The organism is Aurantiacibacter gangjinensis (genome assembly GCF_001886695.1).
Lineage (GTDB): Bacteria > Pseudomonadota > Alphaproteobacteria > Sphingomonadales > Sphingomonadaceae > Alteraurantiacibacter > Alteraurantiacibacter gangjinensis.
The window spans coordinates 2,139,946-2,158,410 of sequence record NZ_CP018097.1 but is presented as its reverse complement, the minus strand read 5'-3'; the positions used below and the strand labels follow the sequence as shown (position 1 = coordinate 2,158,410).

The 18,465-nt window shown below is 64.0% G+C and carries 12 protein-coding genes; 10 read left to right on the top strand and 2 right to left on the bottom strand.

The genetic code is table 11. From position 1 onward, the window contains the following. Positions 1-132: 132 nt before the first annotated feature. The 8 genes from ahcY to trxA all read left to right on the top strand — a co-directional run bounded on the left by ahcY (position 133) and on the right by trxA (position 12,956). A complete protein-coding gene (gene ahcY / locus BMF35_RS10500; protein WP_047005897.1) occupies positions 133-1,548 on the top strand; it encodes an adenosylhomocysteinase in 1,416 nt (471 codons plus the stop codon). Positions 1,549-1,671: 123 nt separating this feature from the next. Beyond that, positions 1,672-4,011: a PAS domain-containing sensor histidine kinase gene (locus tag BMF35_RS10495; protein WP_047005896.1), complete on the top strand. Its 2,340-nt coding sequence runs from the start codon at positions 1,672-1,674 to the stop codon at positions 4,009-4,011. Continuing rightward, positions 4,008-4,445, top strand: coding sequence for a tRNA (adenosine(37)-N6)-threonylcarbamoyltransferase complex ATPase subunit type 1 TsaE (gene tsaE, locus BMF35_RS10490; RefSeq protein WP_047005895.1), 438 nt, complete (start codon positions 4,008-4,010; stop codon positions 4,443-4,445). Before BMF35_RS10495 ends, tsaE begins: the two co-directional genes overlap by 4 nt. After that, complete coding sequence (locus BMF35_RS10485; RefSeq protein ID WP_047005894.1) at positions 4,442-5,431, top strand: aminoglycoside phosphotransferase family protein; 990 nt, start codon at positions 4,442-4,444, stop codon at positions 5,429-5,431. The genes tsaE and BMF35_RS10485 overlap by 4 nt, the downstream gene beginning before the upstream one ends. Next, positions 5,428-6,144, top strand: a complete 717-nt coding sequence (locus tag BMF35_RS10480; protein WP_047005893.1) for a nucleotidyltransferase family protein — start codon at positions 5,428-5,430, stop codon at positions 6,142-6,144. Before BMF35_RS10485 ends, BMF35_RS10480 begins: the two co-directional genes overlap by 4 nt. After that, entirely contained in the window at positions 6,137-9,103 is a 2,967-nt protein-coding gene (locus BMF35_RS10475) for a PD-(D/E)XK nuclease family protein (RefSeq protein WP_047005892.1), read from the top strand. Before BMF35_RS10480 ends, BMF35_RS10475 begins: the two co-directional genes overlap by 8 nt. Further along, on the top strand, positions 9,073-12,543 hold the full coding sequence (gene addA / locus BMF35_RS10470) for a double-strand break repair helicase AddA (protein ID WP_047005891.1): 3,471 nt from the start codon (positions 9,073-9,075) through the stop codon (positions 12,541-12,543). Before BMF35_RS10475 ends, addA begins: the two co-directional genes overlap by 31 nt. Before the next feature lie 92 nt (positions 12,544-12,635). Beyond that, a complete protein-coding gene (gene trxA, locus BMF35_RS10465) occupies positions 12,636-12,956 on the top strand; it encodes a thioredoxin (protein ID WP_047005890.1) in 321 nt (106 codons plus the stop codon). Here trxA and BMF35_RS10460 read toward each other — a convergent pair. Then, entirely contained in the window at positions 12,953-13,753 is an 801-nt protein-coding gene (locus tag BMF35_RS10460) for an inositol monophosphatase family protein (protein WP_047005889.1), read from the bottom strand. The genes trxA and BMF35_RS10460 overlap by 4 nt on opposite strands. 83 nt (positions 13,754-13,836) lie before the next feature. Further along, on the bottom strand, positions 13,837-15,063 hold the full coding sequence (gene argJ, locus BMF35_RS10455) for a bifunctional glutamate N-acetyltransferase/amino-acid acetyltransferase ArgJ (protein ID WP_047005888.1): 1,227 nt from the start codon (positions 15,061-15,063) through the stop codon (positions 13,837-13,839). Positions 15,064-15,172: 109 nt separating this feature from the next. Here argJ and BMF35_RS10450 point away from each other — a divergent pair, with 109 nt between their 5' ends. Together BMF35_RS10450 and secA are read left to right on the top strand one after the other, a co-directional pair. Beyond that, positions 15,173-15,433 (top strand): hypothetical protein, encoded by a 261-nt coding sequence (locus BMF35_RS10450; RefSeq protein ID WP_047005887.1) that lies wholly within the window; start codon positions 15,173-15,175, stop codon positions 15,431-15,433. Between the two features lie 87 nt (positions 15,434-15,520). Next, positions 15,521-18,334: a preprotein translocase subunit SecA gene (gene secA, locus BMF35_RS10445; protein WP_047005886.1), complete on the top strand. Its 2,814-nt coding sequence runs from the start codon at positions 15,521-15,523 to the stop codon at positions 18,332-18,334. The last annotated feature ends 131 nt before the right edge of the window (positions 18,335-18,465 follow it).

The window sequence follows — 18,465 nt, the reverse complement described above, 5'->3', positions numbered from 1 at the left end:
CCTCGCACGCAAGGCGGCACGCTGCATTCCAAGGGGTTGTGAGCGGGCCATTCGCGCTCTATGTCGCGCGGCAAATGCGTTGCATGGAGCCCCGGCGACGCCCATCCCCCATTCGCACCGAGGAGACGTGCCGTGGCCGACGCCGCTTTCAACGACTATATCATCAAAGACATTGGCCTTGCCGATTACGGTCGCGCCGAAATCAACATTGCCGAAACCGAAATGCCGGGCCTGATGGCCACGCGCGAAGAATATGGCGAAGCGCAGCCGCTGAAGGGCGCGCGCATCACCGGCTCGCTGCACATGACCATCCAAACCGCCGTGCTGATCGAAACGCTGGTGGCCCTGGGCGCCGAAGTGCGCTGGGCAACTTGCAACATCTTCTCCACGCAGGACCACGCCGCCGCCGCCATCGCTGCGCAGGACATTCCCGTGTTTGCCGTGAAGGGCGAGAGCCTGGCCGAGTACTGGGACTATGTCGGCAACATCTTCGACTGGTCGACCGATGATGACGCGGAGCTGACCGCCAACCTCATCCTCGACGATGGTGGCGATGCTACCATGTTTGCGCTGTGGGGCGCCCGTCTTGAAGCAGGCGAGGACATGCCAGAGCCCGCCAATGCCGAAGAAATCGAGATGCAGCGCGCGCTGAAAGCCTTCATCAAGAAGAAGCCCGGCTATCTCACCAAGTCGGTCGAGAACATTCTGGGCGTGTCCGAGGAAACGACCACGGGCGTGCATCGCCTCTACCAGCTCGCCAAGAAGGGCAAGCTGCCGTTCCCCGCTATCAATGTGAATGACAGCGTCACCAAGTCGAAGTTCGACAATCTCTACGGTTGCCGCGAATCGCTGGTCGACGCCATCCGCCGCGCCACCGACGTAATGCTGAGCGGCAAGGTTGCCTGCGTCGCCGGATATGGCGATGTCGGCAAGGGCAGCGCACAGTCGCTGCGCGATGGCGGTGCCCGCGTGCTGGTGACCGAAATCGATCCGATCTGCGCGCTGCAGGCCGCGATGGAAGGCTTTGAAGTCACCACGCTGGAAGACGCCGTGGGCCGCGCGGACATCTTCGTCACCACGACGGGCAACGAAGACGTCATCACCGCCGAGCACATGAAGAATATGAAGCACATGGCGATCGTGTGTAATATCGGCCACTTCGACAGCGAGATCCAGATCGGCGCGCTCGACAATTACGAGTGGACCGAACTGAAGCCGGGCACCGACCTGGTGAAGTTCCCTGACGGGAAGGAAATCATCGTGCTGGCCAAGGGCCGCCTGGTGAACCTCGCCTGCGCCACCGGCCACCCCAGCTTCGTGATGAGCTGTTCCTTCACCAACCAGGTTCTGGCGCAGATCGAGCTTTGGGAACGCCACGACCAGTATGAGAACGACGTGTACGTCCTGCCCAAGAAGCTGGACGAGAAGGTCGCCGCGCTGCACCTCGACAAGCTGGGCGTGAAGCTGACCAAGCTGAGCCAGCAGCAGGCCGATTATATCGGTGTGCCGGTGGAAGGCCCCTTCAAGCCCGAACATTATCGCTACTAAGGCTCGCCGCCTTCGTAACACAGCGCCCCGGTCTGCTTCTGCACGCCGGGGCGTTTGCTATTTCGTGCAAGTTTGCCGTGCAGCGATTGCATCTGCGTGGCTGCGCGAATAGCTGCGTAAGTGATGGAACTCACCCCTACCGCGCTGGCCCTGCTGGGGCTGATGCTGGCCGCCTGGACCTTTGGCGCGGTTTGGCTGGTGGTGGGCGCGCTCCAACGCCAGCGCGCGGCGCGATCGGCCCGCAGCACGGTGCGACGTCTCTCGCGCATCATCGACAATTCGCCCGCCATCCCGCTGCTGGTGCGTCCCGATGGCAAGATAGAGGGTCCGGACCGCTTGGCCGCTTGGCTGGGCCTGGACAAGCTGCCCGACTTTATCAGCGAACTGGATGGCGAGGAGGGCGGTCTTTCGGAATACGACCAGAAGGAACTGTTCGAGGCAATTCGCCGCACGCAGAAAACCGCGGCAGCCTTCACCATGGTCGTGACGCCGCGCGGATCGCAGCGCAGCCTTGCCGTGCGTGGGCAGCTGGCCGACCCCGTCGTCGCATCGGGCGGGGCGGCGATGGTGTGGTTTTTCGACTTCTCCGAAAGTCAGGGCGAGCTTTCTCGCCTTCGCGCCGAAACAGCGCGCGCGCGCAACGATTTCGCCGCGCTGGTCGGCCTTATCGAAGCTGCTCCCATGCCCATGTGGTTCCGCGGGCCGGAACTCGACCTGCGCCTCGTCAACAGCGCCTATGTTGCGGCGGTCGGCGCGAAAGATGCTGCCAGCGTGGTGGAGCAGCAGGTCGAACTGATCGAAACCGTCGACGGCCTCACCGCCGCGCAGGTGGCGGGGCAGGCGCACAGCCGCGATCTGCCGGTAGAGCGGATTGTGCAGGCGACCGTCGGCAGCCAGCGCCGCACCCTGCGGGTCAGCGACCTGCCGCTGGGGGCGGAAGGTGTCGCCGGATACGCCATCGATATCGAGGAGATGGAAGAGCAGACGCGTGCCTTCCGCGCCTTCCGCGCCGCGCAGCGATCCATGCTGGACCAACTCTCGGTCGGCGTGGCGCAATTCGATGCGAACAAGCGAATGATCTTCGCCAACCAGCCTTTCCAGCGCATTTTCGCCCTGCCGAATGCGGCGCAGGTGGACCCGCCGCGTTTCGAGCGGTTTCTCGACATGGCGCGCGACCAAGGCCGGTTGCCCGAAGTCCGCGACTTCCCCGAATGGCGTGACGAACTGGTCAGCTGGTTTATCGAGGACGACCCGGTGGAGGACGCCTGGTCTCTGCCGGACAGCACGCATTTGCGCATCGTGGCGCAGCCCATGCCCGATGGCGGTCTGGTTCTCGTGGCCGAAGACAGGTCCGAACAGCTCGCTCTATCCGCAACGCGCGACACGCTGCTGCGGACGCGCACGGCGACCTTCGATTCGCTGTTCGAGTCGCTCGCTGTCTTCGCGCCCGATGGACGTATGCAGCTGTGGAACCGCAGTTTTCCCGCGATCTGGGGCCTGCCCGACGAGGTGCTCGACAAGCACCCCCATGTTGATCAGCTGCTCGACCGCATTTCCAATCGCCTCGCGCGCCCCGCGCAGCGCAAGGCCATCGGCGAAGTCGTGCGCGAGGCCACGTTGGAGCGTAAGGAGAGGGGCGGGCGCGTCGTGCTGTCCGACGGGCGTACGCTGGAGTTCGCAGGCGTGCCGCTGCCCGATGGCAATGGCCTGCTGACCGTGATGGATGTGACCGATTCCACGAAGGCCGAAGAAGCCTTGCGCGAACGCGCGTCGGCGCTGGAAGAGGCCGACGCGGTGAAGACGCGCTTCCTTGCCAATATGTCCTACGAATTCCGCACGCCGCTTACCTCCATCGGCGGTTTCGCCGAATTGCTGCAATCCGGCATGGCGGGCGATCTCAGCGATCAGGGCAAGGAATATGTCGGCGCGATCATTGCTTCGGTGGAGCGCTTGTCGCAGCAGATCGAAAGCGTGCTCGATCTGACGCAGAGCGAGGCGGGATTGTTGCCGATTGCGACCGAGGAGGTGGACCTGCTCAATTTCACCACGCAGATCGTCCGCGCTCGCGAGGAAGCGATCGAAGCGAAGAATGTCACGCTGGATCTGCGCGGCGACAAGGGCGCGGGCAGCGTCCATGCGGACCCCCGCCAACTGGGCCGGGCGGTCGGCAATCTGCTCGACAATGCCATCAGCGCAACGCCTGCCAATGGCCGCATCCTCGTGGCGCTGACTCGCCGAAAATCGGGCGCGCGCATCGTTATCTCCGACAATGGCGAGGGCATGAAGCCTAGCGAGCTTGCCCGCGCTTTGGACGGCTACCGCTTGCCGGGCGACGATGGCGGTGACGGAAAGCGCGGCCTCGGCCTGCCATTGGCGCGCCAGCTGATCGAGGCGCATGGGGGCCGGCTTGAAATCCAGTCGGAAAAGGGTGCAGGCACCACGGCGACGGTATTGCTGCCTTGAATATCGACCTGCCCGACCTTGCAGCCATGAACGATCTTGGCGCGCGCCTCGCCGCGAAACTGCGCGCGGGCGACGTCGTGTCTCTCAGCGGCGATCTGGGAACGGGCAAGACGACACTGTCGCGCGCGATCCTGCGCGCTCTGGGCCATGAGGGCGAAGTGCCGTCACCCACTTTCACCATCGTCGAAACATACGACCATCTCGCCCCGCCCGTGGTCCATGCCGACTTCTACCGGCTCAAAAGCCCGCAGGAGGCCGAGGAGATCGGGCTTGATGACTATCGCGACGGTGCCGTGCTGCTGGCGGAATGGCCCGATCACGCCGGCGGCTTCGTGCATGAGCCAGCCTGCCTGCAAATCGCGCTCGAAATCCGTGGGCAAGGGCGCATGGCCGTTGTGGAAGGCGGCGCGGATTGGCAAGGACGCATGCCATGAATGACTTGCCCGAAGGCATCCGCGATTTTCTCGGCAAAGCGGGCTGGAGCGATGCGGTTATCGAACCGATCCCCGGCGATGCGAGTTTCCGCCGCTATTTCCGCCTGCGCCGCGGTGATGGCACGGCGATGCTGATGTATGCCCGGCCACCTGAAGAAGACCCGCGGCCCTTCCTGCATGTCGCGCGGTGGCTTTCGGATCACAACATGCGCGCGCCTGCCATCCTGTCGGAAGATGCACAGGCGGGCTGGGTGCTGACCGAGGATTTCGGCAATGACCGGATGCGCGACTGGCTCGACATCCATCCGCAGGAGGAACATCGGGCATATCAGGATGCCGTCGATGCGCTGGTGGCGCTGCACAACCGCCCCGCCGGTCCCTTCGATCCGTATTCGCTGGAGACATATCTGCGCGAGGTCTCGCTGCTGCCCGACTGGTTCTGCCCCGCCGCCGGTATCGAGGTCGATTCCATGGGCTTCCTCGCCGCATGGCGAGAGGCGCTTGGCCCGCTATTGCTGCGTCAGCAGCCGGGCGTCACGGTGCTGCGCGATTATCATGCCGAAAACATCATGTTGCTTGGGCCGGAAGGGCAGTATTCGGGCGAGCAGGGACTGATCGATTTCCAGGATGCCCTGTCTGGACACCCGGCTTACGATCTTGTCTCGCTGTTGCAGGATGCGCGGCGCGATGTATCGCCGCAACTGGAGCAGGCGATGCTCAACCATTACCGCTCTCGCATCGATACCGATCCCGATTTCGAAGCGGACTATGCGCGGCTCGGAGCGCAGCGCAACGCCAAGATCGTCGGTATTTTCGCGCGGTTGTGGAAGCGCGACGGCAAGGACCGCTACCTCGCCATGATCCCGCGCGTGTGGGAGGCTATGGAGCGCGACCTCGAGCATCCGGCGTTGGCGCCCGTCGCAGCGTGGTTCGATGCCAATATTCCCGCTGACACACGCGCCAGGCGTGGAGCGATTTCTGCATGAGCACACTCGCATCGGATACCGCCATGGTAATGGCGGCAGGGATAGGCAAGCGCATGCGTCCGCTCACCGCAACGCAGCCCAAACCCATGGTAAGAGTGGCTGGCAAACCCTTGATAGACCACGCTTTAGATAGGCTGTCCGAGGCGGGTATCGTCAAGGCCGTGGTCAATGTGCATTACCTCGCCGACAGCCTCGAAGCGCATGTGAGGGAGCGGTCCAGCCCCGCCATCACCGTTTCCGATGAGCGCGCACAGCTGCTGGAGACAGGCGGCGGGCTGGTCCATGCAAAAGACCACCTGCCCGACACATTTTTCTGTCTCAACTCCGACAATATCTGGCTGGACGGACCGCGGGATTGCTTTGCCGATCTTTCCTCCGCTTGGGATGAGGATGCGATGGACGCGCTGTTGCTGCTGGTGCCGCACACAGGTGCGCACAACTTCCGCGGCGATGGCGATTTCCACATGGACCCGTTGGGCCGCGTCAGCCGCCGGAAGCCGGGCCGGATCGCGCCCTACATTTTTACCGGCATCCAATTGATCTCGAAGCGGCTGCTGCGTGATGCGCCGGAAGGCAAATTCAGCACTAATGTCCTCTGGAGCCGCGCCATCGAGGAAGGGCGGCTATTCGGCACGCATTTCACCGGGCAGTGGTTCGAAGTCGGCACGCCGGAAGCCATCAAGCCTACCGAAGCCGCGCTGCGGAATGTCTGAGCACGCCGCGCCGAACATCTATTCCATCGCCGCCCATCGCGGCTTTGCCGACGCATTGGTTGCAGGGCTCGTGCCTCGCTATGCGGAAGGCGACTTCGGCCTCGCTCGCTTGACGCTCTTGCTGCCCAGCGCCCGCGCCGCGCGCACCATCTCCGAAGCTTTCGTGCGTCATGCGGGAGAAACTGGTTCTCACGGCTTGCTCATGCCGCGCATGGTGCTGGTGGGCGATCTCGACCTGGACGAAGCGCTGGGGCCGTTGTTCGATTCGCTGGGCGCTGGCGCTGCCATCCCGCCCGCTGCCGATCCCACGCGCCGTTGGGTGCGCCTCGCCGCGCTCATCAGGCAGGTGAAGGGCGATGATGCGCCCAAGGGTGCTGCGCTGCTGAACCTCGCGCGCGAGACGGGGCAGGTTATGGACCGCCTGCTGGTCGAAGAGATCGCACCGGAGGATCTTCTGTCCGACGCCGTGCTAGACCTTGTCGGCGACCTGTCGGACCATTGGCGCGAAAACCTGCATCTCTTTGCCACCCTGCAACGCCTGTGGCTGGCGGAATTGCAGGAGGCTGGGCAGCTTGATGCCTCCGCCCGGCGCAACCTGCTCTTCACCGAAGCGGCGAAGCGTATGCGCGATAATCCGCCGGAAACGCCTTTCGTCGCCGCCGGTGTCACCAGCGCCGCGCCTGCACTCGCGCGATTGCTGAAAACCGTGTCGCAATTGCCGAAGGGCGCTGTCGTCTTGCCCGATCTCGACCTGTCGATGAGCGATGTCGTGTGGGACGAGCTTGGAAGCGCAGGCGACACATCGGGCGAGACGCCGTTTGCGCGCGGCGACGCCGTCACTCACCCGCAATACCATCTGAAACTGCTGCTCAATCGCATGGGTGTGGCCCGCGCCGAGGTGCAGCCATGGCACCGCGCGGGTATCGGCAAGGGACCGCCAGCGCGCAGCCACGCCATTTCCAGCCTGTTCCTGCCGCCCGAGTCGAGCAAGGCGTGGGTGGACCTACCCGCCGCGAAACGCCGACTGGCAGGCGTCCGCCTGATCGAGGCAGCCAATCCGGAAGAGGAGGCGCAGTCTGTCGCGCTGCTGGTGCGGGAAGCGCTGGAGACGCCGGAGAAGCGGGTTGCCGTGGTTACGCCGGATCGCGGTCTGGCAGGCCGCGTTGCGCAGCATTTGCGCCGCTGGATTATTCAAGCGGACGACTCCGCTGGTCAACCGCTGGGCGAAACGGCGGCAGGGCGGGTCTTGCTTCTGCTGGCCGAAGTCGCGGCGGAAAAGGCTGCGCCCGTACCGCTCATGGCTCTGCTGCAGCACCCGCTGGCAAAGGCCGGTGACGAGCGCAATGCGTGGTTGCGCTCCGCTCGCAAATTCGAGCTGAGACTGCGCGGTCCGCGCAAGGAAGCGGGGCTTTCGCCGTTGCGCCCGCTCGCTGCGAAGGCCGGGGTCGGCGAATGGTGGCAAGAGGTCGAAGCGATCCTGTCGCCTCTGCTCGATATGCCAGCCGAAGGCGATCTTGCGACATGGCTGGACGGGCTCGCCGCCACGGCTGAGGCCCTGTGCGGCGAGAATATCTGGGCGCGGGAGGATGGGCGCGCGCTGTCGAACTTTGTGGAAAATTTGCGCCTCAATGCGCGTGACGTCACGACGCCGCTCGCCGCGGAAGACCTGCCGCGCGTCCTGCGCGATGCAATGGATACCGTGGCTGTGCGCCCGCCCTATGGCGGCCATCCCCGCGTGGCGATCTACGGCCTGCTGGAAGCGCGCATGACGCGGGCGGACCTCGTCATTTGCGCCGGTCTGAACGAAGGGACATGGCCACCGCGCCCGTCGACCGATCCGCTGCTCTCGCCCGGCGTGCTGCGGGCGCTTGGCGTACCGGGTGCGGATTTCCGCATCGGCCTTTCCGCGCACGACCTTGCCGGGATGCTCGGCGCGCCGGAGGTTGTCCTCAGCCGCGCGCGGCGCGATCTGGCAGGGCCCGCCATCGCCAGCCGGTTCCTGCTGCGCGTGCGCGCTTTGCTCGGCCAGAAGATGACCGAGGATGCGACGGACGAGGCGACCGTCGATCTTGCCCGAAGGCTGGACGATCCGCCGCCAGTCGATCCGGCAAAGCAGCCCAAGCCATGCCCGCCAGCCGAAATGCGTCGCCGCGATATCAGCGTAACCGGGCTGGATAGGCTGCGCTCCGATCCGTACCAGTATTACGCCTCCAAGCTGCTCTCGCTGCGCGATCTCGACCTGCTCGATGCCGAGCCGACGCCTGCCTGGCAGGGGGAACTGGCGCACGCGATCCTCGAAGACTGGCACAACGGCGAGGGCGAGCTTGCGGAGCTGGCCGAGAAGCACATGCGCGCCATGTCCGCCCACCCGCTGATGCGCGCGCTGTGGCGACCGCGCTTGCTGGCGGCACTGGAATGGGTTTCCGCAAAGATCGCAGAGGATGCCGACCGCAAGCCCGAGGCCATCGAGCAATGGGGCGAGATGACCCATCGTGGCATCCGCATTTTCGGCAAGGCCGACCGGATCGACCGCCTGGCCGATGGCTCGCTGGCGGTGGTCGATTACAAAACCGGCCGGCCGCCTTCTGGGGCTGAGGTCGAAGCAGGCTACGCCCTGCAGCTCGGCACGATCGGCCTGATCGCCAATGCCGGCGGGTTCGAAAATCTTACCGGCGAGCCGACGCGGTTCGAATACTGGTCGCTGGGGCGCGATGCCAAATCGGAAACCGGTTTCGGTTATGTGTCGACGCCCGTGCTGGAAGGCCGCAAGCGCAGCGGAATTCCGCCCGAAGAGTTCCTGCCGCAAGCGCAAGCCTATCTCGACGATGCGCTCAGCCGCTGGATTTTGGGCGACGAGCCTTTCACCGCGCGGCTCAATCCCGATGCGCCGGGCTATGATACGTATGACCAGCTGATGCGTCTGGCCGAATGGCAGGGCCGCGAGGAGAGGGAGGCGTGAGCGGCAAGGTCTTTCCGCTGGAGGACAATCAGGCCGCCGCTGTCGATCCGCGCGACAGCGTGTGGCTGTCGGCCTCGGCCGGGACGGGCAAGACCCAGGTGCTTTCCGCGCGCGTGCTGCGCCTGCTGCTGGAGCCGGGCGTGCGGCCTGAGCAAGTCCTCTGCCTGACCTTCACGAAGGCTGGCGCTGCCGAGATGGCAACTCGCGTTAACGAGGTGCTGGCCAACTGGGTGCGGATGGATTCCGAACTCCTGGCGGCGGACTTGCGCGCCATCGGCGCCGATTTTGATCCCGATACGATTGCGCGCGCGCGAACGCTGTTCGCCTCGGTGCTCGATTGCCCGGGTGGTGGGTTGCGGATCGACACGATCCACGCCTTTTCGCAATGGTTGCTGGCGGCGTTTCCGCAGGAAGCCGGGCTGACGCCGGGTACGCGCCCGATGGAGGATCGCGACCGCGACCTACTGGCAGAGCGCGTGTTGCGCGAGTTGCTCGTTGAGTGGGAAGACACCAGCCCTCAAGCACGCGCGGCGCTTGAGGCGCTTTCGTTGCGGATGGGCCCGGATGGCGCGCGAAGCTGGATGATGCGCTGCGCGGCCATGCGCGATGCGTGGTTCGGACCCGGCGCTTGGCAGCCGCCAATGGAACCGCGCGTAAAGCGCCTGATCGGGCTCGACGCCGACGCAAGCCGTGAAAGCCTCTCCGCGACATGCATCACGCCGCGATTCGATGTGCAAGATTTGCAGCAAGTCCTGGCCGCCTATGCGGGCTGGGGGACGAAATCCGGCCTGGGCATCGCGGAACCGATCGAAGCATGGCTGGCCGGCAATGCGGCGGCGCGATTGGCCGGATGTGCCGATCTGTTGGGCGCGATCTTCAATAAGGAAGGTGTGCCCAAATACGCCAAATCGGTCGAGAAGGTCGATCCGGACGCGCTGGCCGCTGCGGACCGGCTGCGCGAGCAATTGCTGTCCATCGCCGAGCAGGCGACCCTGCTGGATCTTGTCGACATCATTACACCCGCGCTCGAAGTCGGGCGGTTGTTCGCCCTTCGCTGGGAGGACGCGAAAGCACGCGAGGGGCTGGTCGATTTCGACGATCTGATCGCCAAGGCCGCGCAGCTGGTGAAGTGCGAGGATATGTCCGCCTGGATCCGCTACAAGCTGGACCGGCGCTTCGACCACATCCTCGTCGACGAGGCGCAGGATACCAATGCCGCGCAATGGGCTATCGTCGATGCGCTGACGGACGACTTCTTCAGCGGGGAAGGGCAGGCGGGCGAGCGGGTGCGCACGATCTTCGTTGTGGGGGATTACAAGCAGGCGATTTTCCGCTTTCAGGGCACCAGCCCGGAGAATTTCGCTGCCGCGCGCGCATCCTACGCGAAGCGATTGTCCGACTGGGTCGAAAGCGCCGTACAGATGCGGGGTCGCGTCATTGCGCGCGAATTGCAGGATTTGGGGCTTGGCCGGTCCTACCGCACCGCCGACAACGTGCTACGCTTCGTGGACGAGGCCATCCAAGCCATCGGCCATGAGAATTTCGGCCTGCGCGATGCGCCGGAACCGCATGAGGGGCAGGACCGCGCGGGCCTTGTCACGCTATGGCAGCCCGTCCCCGGGCATCCGGACGAAGTCGAGATCGAAGGTGGCGACGGTCCGGAGATCGGCGTGTCCGAGCCGGAGCGCCGCATGGCGGAGAAGATTGCATTGCAGATCCGCCGCATGTGGGATGGCGGCTTCACGCTGGTGAAAGGCGATACGCCGCGCAACGCGACGCCGGGCGATTTCATGGTGCTGGTGCGCAAGCGCAAGGAGCTGGCGGGCCTCATCGTTGCAAAGCTGCACGCGGCAGGCGTGCCGGTGGCAGGTGTAGACCGCCTGCGGCTCGGCGCGCCACTGGCGGTGAAAGACCTGATGGCCGCATTGCGTTTCGCCGTGCAGCCGCGCGATGACCTCAGCCTTGCATGCCTGCTCGTTTCACCGATCTTCGGTTGGGGCCAGGACGACTTGCTTCGCTATGCGGCTCGCCCGGAAAAGCGCGCTTTATGGGATCACCTGCGCGATCTGGACGATGCCAAACCGCGCGAAGCTGTCGAAGCGCTCGGTCGCCTGCTTGAACGCGCCGATTACGAACCGCCGCAGGCGCTGATGCACTGGATGCTGACCGGGCCATGGCAAGCGCGCGGGCGGCTCGTGGCGCGTCTCGGGCGAGAGGCGAACGATCCGATTGACGAGCTGCTCAACGCCGCACAGCAATTCACCGCCTCCAACACGCCGAGCTTGCAGGGTTTCATCCGCTGGTTCGATGCCGGCGATGGCGAGCTGAAGCGCGAAGCCGAGGGCGCGGGCGACATGGTACGGGTTATGACCGTGCATGGCTCCAAAGGCTTGCAAGCGCCCATCGTCATTCTCGCCGATGCGACCGGCGATCCCGATGCCTCGCGCGCATCCGGCCTGGAACTGGACGAGGAACTGCCGGGCAACGACACGGCGCGCACCATCCCGCTGCCGGGGCTTCGGTCCGAAGAGCGGGTTGGGCGTATTGCGGATGCCGCAGAAGCCATGAAAGCCGCCGAGCGCCAGGAGCATTGGCGCCTGCTTTACGTCGCCATGACTCGCGCCGAGGAAGCGCTGTTTATCGGCGGTGCGCTAGGCAAGCGCGAGAAAGAGCCCGCACCCGATAGCTGGTACGCGCGGCTCGCGCCGCTCTTCGATGCCGCGCCGCTTGAGGACGACATCTGGGGCTGGCGTCTGGAGGAGGTCAGGCGTGCGCCGTCCGTTCCGCACAGGACGCAGCAGGCTCTCGATATACATGAGCCGCTACCGGCTTGGGCCATGCGGCCGGTTGGCGAGGAACCGCGCCCGCCGCGTCCGCTCGCGCCGTCCGCCAGCGCGGATGAGGCGGGTGCCGATCCGCCTTTACCGCCGGAGCAGGCTGCCATCGCCGCACGGCGCGGAGTCCTGATCCACGCTCTTCTGGAGCGCTTGCCGGATGTGCCCGTCGATATGCGCGAAAGTGCGGGGCGGGCATGGCTGGAACGACATGGCCCAGCCCTCTCGTCGGAAGAACGCGCGGAGATGCTGGACCGTGCGCTCGCCGTGATGGATGCTGGCGAATGGCGCGAGCTCTTCGGCCCGTCCGCGCTCGCGGAAGTGCCGCTCGCCGCCACGGTGGGCGAACAAGTGATCGCTGGCACGGCAGACAGGCTGCTCGTCACGCCGGAGCGCGTGCTGGTCGCCGATTTCAAGACTGCGCGCCGCCCGCCGGCGTCGCTGGAGCAGGTTCCGCAAAGCACGCTGCGACAGATGGCGGCCTATGTCGCGGCCTTGCAGGTTATCTACCCCGACCGCGCGGTGGAGGCGGCCGTGCTCTACACGCAAACGCCGCAGCTCATCGCTATCCCCGCCGACATCCTCGCCGCGCACAAGCCGGGCTAGGGGCGGGGTGCAGGAAAGCTTTTGCGCCTTGGCGGTTGAGTCACACAGCAGCGCGCCTAGGTAGGGTGCCAAGACAGATCAGGAGAATATGAATGGCCACCGTCAACGTCACCGATGCGAGCTTCCAGGCCGATGTGCTGGATTCCGACAAGCCGGTTCTGGTGGATTTCTGGGCCGAATGGTGCGGCCCGTGCAAGATGATCGCGCCCGCGCTGGAAGAGATTTCGGACGAACTTTCCGACAAAGTCACCATCGCCAAGATGGACATCATGGAAAATCCGGACGTGCCGGGGAAGATGGGCGTGCAGTCCATCCCGTTCCTGGTCCTGTTCAAGGATGGCCAGCCGGTGGCGCAGCAGGCGGGCGCGGCGCCCAAGAACGCGCTGAAGGGCTGGCTGGAAGGACAGCTCTAGGCGAGACTCTGCAATCGCGCGGCCATTTCCTCCCACAGGGCGGGGCTGGCCGCGCCGATCAGGCCTGTCCGCTCCCATTCGTCTACGCGGTAGGCTGAGCCGTCATGGCGCGCAGCCTTGCCGCCCGCTTCCTCCAACCATAGCACGCCCGCCGCATGGTCCCATGCAAGCGTGCGCTCGAAGATTGACACGTCGTTCTGCCCCAGCGCGAGCCGCGGATATTGCTCCGCCGCGCAATAGGGGATGTCGACTAGCGAATAGTGCGGGCAGATCTGCTGTTTCACCGCCTCTCGCTGGGCATCGTCCATATAGACCAGCGAAATCGCCGCCACCGGCATGTCGTCGCCGGATGTTCGGGCGGTAACACGCGCACCATCGACAAAGGCACCTGCGCCGCGATGGGCGATGCAGAAGCGCCCCGTCAGGCAATCGTAAATCCAGCCGCTTTGCGCGAGACCTCCCTCGGCGCGAGCGATCAAAATGCCGAAAGGCGGCTGTCCGCTGGCAAAATTGCGCGTGCCGTCGATGGGATCGACGATCCAGCAATCGCCTTTCAGATGCTCGAGCGTAGCCGGATCGGCGTGGACGAGCTCTTCTCCAACGAATGCGACGCCGGGCGCTAGCGTTGAAAGACCTTCGCGCAACGCCGCTTCGCTTTCCTTGTCGGCCACTGTCACCGGATCCCCGCCGCCCTTATCCTCCACATCGCCGCTGGCAAGATTGCGGTAGCGCGGCAGGATGATGTCGCGGGTGACGCGCTCGACTAGGGCCTGAATATGTCTGTCTAAAGTGGCCATAAGTGCTGCCGTTCGTCCTGAGCTTGTCGAAGGGCGTTGGCACATTCGCACTTCGACAAGCTCAGCACGAACGGATGATCGGATCAGCTGCGATAATCCGCATTGATGCTGATGTAGCCGTGCGTCAGATCGCAGGTCCAGACCGTCGCGCGGCCTTCGCCGATGCCGATATCGACTGTCAGATCCACCTCGCGCCCCTCCAGATGCCGCGCCACAGGCGCTTCGTCGTAATCGGGAAGCGGCAGCCCATCGCGCGCCGCCCAATGCCCGGCAAAGGCGATGCCAAGCTTGTCGCGGTCCGCCGGTTCGCCTGCCTTGCCCACGGCCATAACCACGCGGCCCCAATTGGCATCGCCACCGGCGATCGCGGTCTTCACCAGCGGCGATTTGGCAACCGCCAGCCCGATGCGGCGCGCGCTGTCATCGTCCACAGCGCCCTGGACGCTGACGGTTATGAATTTCTGCGCGCCCTCGCCGTCGCGAACGACCAGGTGAGCGAGTTGGCGGCACACATCGTCCAGCGCAGCCATGAAGGCATCCGCACCCGCATCGTCGAAAGAGGAGAGCAGCGGATTGCCCGCTTTGCCGGTCGCAAAGGCCAAGACCGTGTCGCTGGTGGAGGTATCGCTATCGACAGTGATGCAGGAAAAGCTGCGCCGGTTCGCGGCGGTAAGGCATTGCTGCAGAAATGCCGGATCGACCGCTGCATCGGTGAAGATGTAGCCCAGCATGGTCGCCATATCGGGCGCAATCATGCCGCTGCCCTTGATGATGCCGTTCAGCGTCACGCGCGTATCGCCAATCATGGCAGAGGCGGTCGCGCCTTTTGCAAAAGTATCGGTTGTCCCGATACTTAGAGCTGCCTCCTCCCACGAAACCTCATCGGCAGTGAGCGCTGCTGCAACACCGTCACGGGCTTTGTCTTTCGGCAGTGGCACGCCGATCACGCCCGTCGAGGAAACAAGTACGTCGGACGGGTTGCAATCCAGATGCGCGGCGACCTGCGCCATGATCTGTTCCACCGCCTCGCGCCCGCGATGGCCGGTAAAGGCGTTGGAATTGCCCGCATTCACCACCAGCGCCCGCGCGCGGCCAAGCACAACCTGTTCGCGGCCCATTTCCACCTCGGTCGAACAGCAGACATTGCGCGTGAAAACCCCCGCAAGAGCCGTGCCCTCGGCTAGTTCAATAAAAGTCAGGTCGGCACGGTCCCAATTTTTATAGCCCGCGCGCGCAACGCGCAGCATAATGCCGTCGATTTGCGGCATATCGGGAAAAGGCTGGGCGAGGGGGGAGGGTTCGAGGTCCATTGTCCCGTCCACTACGATGGCGAGAGGCCTTCGCCAACAGTGCAATTCTCGCAAAGCTGGCGCTTGGTCAGTGGACTTTAAGAAAAAGACCGCTATCTGAGACATAGCTATGCTTCGCCAATTGCTCACCCTGCTGGCCGTGATTTCCGGCCTTGGCCTCTCGGCCCAGCCCGCTATTGCGGCGCGCGCCGATGTGGTGACGGTGCTGGCGAGTGATGATGCTGCCGATTGCAAAGTCGTCGTCCAGCGCCCGCCGATCCTGATGCGGGCAGGCGATGAAAGCGGCTCGCAGCGTAAGCCGTGCGATCGTCCGGTTATCGTCGTCGCGCCCGCTCCGGTCCAGCTGAAGGCCGATCGCGCGCGCGAATAGGCGCGCGTCCTCACAGCATAACGCCTTTTTCCGGTCACGCCGCGCGCGTGGCCCATTCCCATTTTTTCCGACAGAAAGCGCCCCGTCATGTGGCAGACCATCGCCAAATCCGTCTTCGGTTCCTCCAACGACCGCTACGTCAAATCGCTCGACAAGATCGTATCGCGTATCAACGCGCTTGAAGAGCAGCTGGAGGATTTCTCCGACGAGGAGCTGAAGGCGCAGACTTTCAAGTTCCGCAAGCAGATGGAAGAGGATGGCAAGTCCATCGACGACATCCTGCCTGAAGCGTTTGCTACGGTGCGCGAGGCGTCCAAGCGGGTGATGGGCATGCGTCATTACGATGTGCAGATGGTGGGGGGCATCGTTCTCCACCGCGGCGAGATTGCCGAGATGAAAACGGGTGAGGGTAAGACGCTGGTCGCCACGCTCGCCACCTATCTCAATGCCATCGAAGGCAAGGGCGTGCACGTCGTGACCGTGAACGATTACCTCGCTGCGCGTGACGCGGAATGGATGGGGCAGCTTTACAATTTCCTCGGCCTGACTGTCGGGGTGATCGTGCCCAATCTTCCCGAGGCGCAGCGCCGCGAGGCTTATGCCGCCGACATCACCTACGGCACGAATAACGAATTCGGTTTCGATTACCTGCGCGACAATATGAAACAGTCGCGTGCGCAAATGGTGCAGCGGCCTTTCAACTTCGCCATTGTCGACGAAGTGGACTCGATCCTGATCGACGAGGCGCGCACCCCGCTCATCATTTCCGGCCCGACGGAAGACAAGAGCGAGCTGTATGTCGCGCTGGACGGCATCGTAAAACAGCTTTGGGCGGACCACCAGAAGCTTGAGAAGGAAGCGGAAGGCCCATTGGAAGAGGACGGCGGCTTCGTCACCTATGACGAGAAATCGAAGAATGTCCGCCTGACTGAAGAAGGCGTGGACGAGGTCGAGCGCCGCCTGATTGCTGCAGAACTGCTGGCGACCGACAATCTCTACGATGTCGAGAACACGCAGGTCGTCCACCATCTGGACCAGGCCCTGCGCGCGGTGGTCATGTTCAAAAAGGACACGGACTACATCGTCAAGGACGACAAGGTCATCATCATCGACGAGTTTACGGGCCGCATGATGGATGGCCGCCGCTGGTCCAACGGCCTGCACCAGGCGGCAGAGGCCAAGGAGGGTGTGGAAATCCAGCCCGAGAACCAGACCATGGCTTCCATCACCTTCCAGAACTATTTCCGCATGTATCCCAAGCTCGCCGGCATGACCGGCACCGCCGCCACCGAGGCGAGCGAATTCTGGGACATTTACAAGCTGAACGTCGTGGAAATCCCGACCAATGTGCCCGTGGCGCGTGTCGACGAAGAAGACGAATTCTACAAGAACACGGTCGACAAGTTTAAAGCCATCGCCAAGGCGATTGCCGATAAGGCCGAGACCGGCCAGCCGGTGCTGGTGGGCACGGTGTCGATCGAAAAGTCCGAATTGCTGAGCAAGTTCCTCGACGAGGAAAAGGTGAAGCACGAGGTGCTAAACGCCCGCTTCCACGAGCGCGAGGCGCATATCGTGGCACAGGCGGGCCGTCTCGGTGCAGTGACCATCGCCACCAACATGGCCGGTCGCGGTACGGACATCCAGCTGGGTGGTAATGTCGAATTCCGCATCAATGACGAGCTTTCCGAGCTGGCTGAAGACGATCCCAAGCGGCAGCTGGAGATAGACCGGATCAAGGCCGAAGTCGCTGCCGAACGCCAGAAGGTGAAGGAAGCGGGCGGCCTGTTCGTGCTGGGTACCGAACGCCACGAAAGCCGCCGTATCGACAACCAGCTGCGCGGCCGCTCCGGACGCCAGGGCGACCCCGGCCTCAGCCGCTTCTATCTCTGTCTCGAAGACGATTTGCTGCGCATTTTCGGGCCGGACACGCTGTTTGCAAAGATGATGAACTCCAATCTGGAGGATGGCGAGGCGATCGGCTCCAAGTGGCTCTCCAAGGCCATCGAGACGGCGCAGAAGAAGGTCGAGGCGCGCAATTACGAAATGCGCAAGCAGGTCGTGCAGTTCGACGATGTGATGAACGACCAGCGCAAGGTCATCTACGACCAGCGCGCCGAAATCATGGATTCCGAACAGGTCGACGACGTCGTCCTGGATATGCGGCAGGATGCCATCGGCGCTCTTGTGGCGGAAACGTGCCCTCCGGGCTCTTATCCCGAACAGTGGGATGTCGAAGGGCTGAAAGACAAGGTGGACGAGATCCTCGGCCTGCAGCCGCCCATCGACGACTGGATGGAAGAAGACCAGGTCGAACAAGACCTGATCGAGGAGCGTTTGCAAGAACTGGCCGAAGAACGGCTCAATTCGCGCGTTGCCGAAATTCCCGAGCCGTCATGGCGGCGCGTGGAAAAGAGTATCCTGTTGGAACGGCTCGATTATCACTGGAAGGAACACCTCGCCACGCTCGATGCGCTGCGCCAGGTGGTCTTCCTCCGTGCCTATGCGCAGAAGCAGCCGCTCAACGAATACAAGCAGGAGGCGTTCGGCCTTTTCCAGTCCATGCTCGATACGCTGCGCGAGGATGTGACCAAGGTGCTGATGACGGCGGAACTGCGCCCTGCCGCGCCGCCGCCGCCGCGTGAATTGCCCAACCTGCCAGAATTTATGACCGGGCATATCGACCCGCTGACGGGCGAGGACAATACGCGCGATGGCGATGGTTCGCGCGCCGCTGCGCCGCTTTTCGGAACGCTGGCGGGTTCGCCTGTCGCAGAGACTGGCCCGGGCGGCCTGGCGAGCGGCGACCGCGATCCGTATCGCGGTCTCAACGTCAACCGGAATTCGCCGTGCCCCTGCGGGTCGGGCAACAAGTACAAGCATTGCCACGGCGCAGAAGCCTGATTGCACCGCGAGCCGGGGCGAGGGCTTGCTCTCCTCCCGGCAGCAGTGACTGGTCCTGAAATTTTTTTGAAGGCAAGCGGGAACCGGATCGCGCGATCGGAATTGTTGCCAGTGGCAAATAGCTCAGCAGT

Bases quoted from the DNA above. Each gene is read 5' to 3' on its own strand.
- BMF35_RS10495 (WP_047005896.1), top strand. From the start codon at position 1,672: ATGGAACTCACCCCTACCGCGCTGGCCCTGCTGGGGCTGATGCTGGCC.
- BMF35_RS10485 (WP_047005894.1), top strand. From the start codon at position 4,442: ATGAATGACTTGCCCGAAGGCATCCGCGATTTTCTCGGCAAAGCGGGC.
- BMF35_RS10480 (WP_047005893.1), top strand. From the start codon at position 5,428: ATGAGCACACTCGCATCGGATACCGCCATGGTAATGGCGGCAGGGATA.
- BMF35_RS10475 (WP_047005892.1), top strand. From the start codon at position 6,137: ATGTCTGAGCACGCCGCGCCGAACATCTATTCCATCGCCGCCCATCGC.
- addA (WP_047005891.1), top strand. From the start codon at position 9,073: ATGGCAGGGCCGCGAGGAGAGGGAGGCGTGAGCGGCAAGGTCTTTCCG.
- trxA (WP_047005890.1), top strand. From the start codon at position 12,636: ATGGCCACCGTCAACGTCACCGATGCGAGCTTCCAGGCCGATGTGCTG.
- BMF35_RS10460 (WP_047005889.1), bottom strand. From the start codon at position 13,753: ATGGCCACTTTAGACAGACATATTCAGGCCCTAGTCGAGCGCGTCACC.
- argJ (WP_047005888.1), bottom strand. From the start codon at position 15,063: ATGGACCTCGAACCCTCCCCCCTCGCCCAGCCTTTTCCCGATATGCCG.
- BMF35_RS10450 (WP_047005887.1), top strand. From the start codon at position 15,173: ATGCTTCGCCAATTGCTCACCCTGCTGGCCGTGATTTCCGGCCTTGGC.
- secA (WP_047005886.1), top strand. From the start codon at position 15,521: ATGTGGCAGACCATCGCCAAATCCGTCTTCGGTTCCTCCAACGACCGC.